This is a genomic window from Thiocapsa imhoffii (assembly GCF_016583985.1).
Lineage (GTDB): Bacteria > Pseudomonadota > Gammaproteobacteria > Chromatiales > Chromatiaceae > Thiocapsa > Thiocapsa imhoffii.
Map to the genome: position 1 here is coordinate 1 of NZ_NRSD01000066.1, position 2,394 is coordinate 2,394.

Here is a 2,394-nt window from a genome sequence, read left to right on the forward strand (position 1 = left end):
TCATAAATCATGGTGAGCGCTTCGCACGCATCGTGAGCGTCTTTGATTTGGGGCGAGTGAACAAACAAACGATTGAGGATACGACGCTCATCGTCGGTGAGATCCGCGCGGCGATGGCGCAAGAGCCCATGCACGTTTTTGAACTGATCCAATGTCGATTTCGTGAGCGTCCGCTGTAACCGCTTCCATTCCCGTTTTCGTAAGGTCTCAAAACTGTCCCGATACAGGCGAGCAATATGGAAACGATCTGCGCAAATGAGCACACGTTTGCCGAAAACGGCTTTCGCAGCCCCAATGAAACCGGCATAGAGATCCGTGCAGATGACCTTGACGGTACGTCGTAACCGCTTGGGAATACTGTTAAAAAATGCCTTCACTGCGGCTTTGGTGCGCTCGCTGAGCAGTCCGATGACCTGCAGCATGCCGTTGATATAGGCACTGACCACAACAACAAAATCGCGATGTCCCTTCTTCAGTGCAATCTCATCGATCCCGACCACTTCGAGATTTTGAATTGGATTCCAATCGATGGTGGCACTCATCTGACGATCAAGGATGCATTGTAACGCATCAACGCCAATGGCCTGTTTCCGGCTTACATCTTCAAGCGTGCTGTTGATCAATTCCAAAAGCATCTGTTGCTCGAAAGCTGTTGTGACTGAGGCACGTGGCGTATACCATGACAGGGTTTGACTTGTCGTTGGATGCCCTTCGCAGGAGCGACATTGATAACGCTTAGGACGTCAGATCAATAGCACTCGGTATTCGAGTAGCGGCAAATGTCGAAGTTCGATCTCATTGCCTAAACCATAAGCATGATGAATCGGCTTGCCACAACGGTGACACTGCGTTCCTTCCAGGGTACTATGAACGTAAATTCTCAACGTCTTACGTTCACCTAAAACCACCCGGTCAATCGCGAGGTCAGGAAGATTTAAAAGAGCCTGAATCGTATCCGTATCGAAAGTCATCATTAAAAGCGCTCGAATGACATTTTAGCGGAGCACCGCCATCAAGTAACTGATTTATATGATAACATGACCCCCTGAGATCCGGGAGAGCCCACTCAGAACGGAATATCATCATCAAATCCAAGAAGGCCGCTCTGCTTTTTATATGGTTTTCGCAGTGTTGCAAGTACTCCTCCTTTGGCAACATGTGCTAGCTCTTCTTTCATAGTTTCAATGAAGTAATCCGAATCTAAATCTTCTGAATATGAAGTAAGGCGGATTGCAAGCTGAATGACATCATCTTTGTCGTCGTGAAATCTTCCACTTTCTTTCAGGACACCTTCGATTATTGTGCAACACTTCATTACGCTATCGAAGACCTCTGAATCAGACTTTGTGGATGAAGAAAGTCCTTCGCGCATTCGAAGCCTATAATATTTGTTTATACTAGATTAATAAAATGTTTGCGAAATTATTATGTTCATAATAACATAAAGATCCATAATCATTTTCTGCCCATTCTATTGATTGATTATAGGTGATTTATGCTACGTTGCCAGTTTTCAGTTGAAGATCAACGCCGCATTCAACTTCAGCGTTACCGCCATCCTGATCCGATCGTGCGGAAACGCATGACCATCTTGTGGCATAAGCACCTTGGCCTACCACACCATGAAATTGCCAAATTGAGTAGCGCGGCTCCGAATACCGTCACGACGACGATTCGGACATATATTGAAAAAGGGCTGTCCGGTGTCGAGAAGCGTCACTTTCATCAGCCAGTGAGTCAGATCGAGCCGCAACGTGACTTCTTGAAATCGCATTTTTTGAAGTATCCCCCACGCACCCTTAAAGAAGCGGCAGCGGAGATCAAGCGGCTGACAGGAGTCTCGTTTACTGTGCCTCATGTGCGTCACCTCCTACTCTCGTTCGGACTCAGCCGAAAAAAACAGGAAGCGTCCCTGGGAAACTGGATGACAGCAAGCGAGAAGAACAAAAGTCATTTATCATTAATAAGTTAGAGCCAAGACTTGGGCTCTCCCGGATTTCAGGGGAATGTGAAACCAATTTAAAAACAATTATTTAACGCTATATTTTGCGTACACATCAACTACGAAAAGTCGCTGAACACGAAAACTCTAACTCATTGATTCATATTGACTCCACGCCGAAGCGAGCGTATCCGTTGAGATCCAAGCACACTCTTTGATACAGATGGGCGAGGTTGGTGATGCCGTAACAGCGTCGTTTGAGGACTTTCAATTGATTGTTGAGGCCTTCTACAAACCCGCTCGTCTGACGGTTGACAAAATAATTAGTGATCTCAGCGAAATGAGTTCTAAGCGTCCCAAGAAAGCGATCGAAACACCTGATTCCGCGATTCGAGACTTGTCGCATCCAGCGACGAATTTGACGTTTTCCTTGTCCTGTTGAGAGAGGCCTT

The 2,394-nt window shown here is 46.3% G+C and carries 5 protein-coding genes; 1 reads left to right on the plus strand and 4 read right to left on the minus strand.

What is annotated here, in order from left to right; translation table 11 throughout:
* The 3 genes from CKO25_RS20580 to CKO25_RS20590 all read right to left on the minus strand — a co-directional run.
* On the minus strand, positions 1 to 635 hold a 635-nt coding region (locus CKO25_RS20580), incomplete at its 3' end, for a transposase (RefSeq protein WP_200389812.1).
* A gap of 108 nt (positions 636 to 743) precedes the next feature.
* Positions 744 to 974 carry a hypothetical protein gene (locus tag CKO25_RS20585; RefSeq protein ID WP_200389813.1) on the minus strand — a complete coding sequence of 77 codons (231 nt, stop codon included), beginning with the start codon at positions 972 to 974 and terminating at the stop codon, positions 744 to 746.
* Between the two features lie 92 nt (positions 975 to 1,066).
* Positions 1,067 to 1,315 carry a hypothetical protein gene (locus tag CKO25_RS20590; protein WP_200389814.1) on the minus strand — a complete coding sequence of 83 codons (249 nt, stop codon included), beginning with the start codon at positions 1,313 to 1,315 and terminating at the stop codon, positions 1,067 to 1,069.
* A 180-nt stretch (positions 1,316 to 1,495) separates the two neighbouring features.
* Between CKO25_RS20590 and CKO25_RS20595 the strand changes: the two genes are divergently transcribed.
* Positions 1,496 to 1,972 carry a hypothetical protein gene (locus CKO25_RS20595; protein WP_200389815.1) on the plus strand — a complete coding sequence of 159 codons (477 nt, stop codon included), beginning with the start codon at positions 1,496 to 1,498 and terminating at the stop codon, positions 1,970 to 1,972.
* 130 nt (positions 1,973 to 2,102) lie between these two features.
* Here the strand turns inward: CKO25_RS20595 and CKO25_RS20600 are convergent.
* A partial coding sequence (locus CKO25_RS20600; protein ID WP_200389816.1) for a transposase occupies positions 2,103 to 2,394 on the minus strand: 292 nt, incomplete at its 5' end.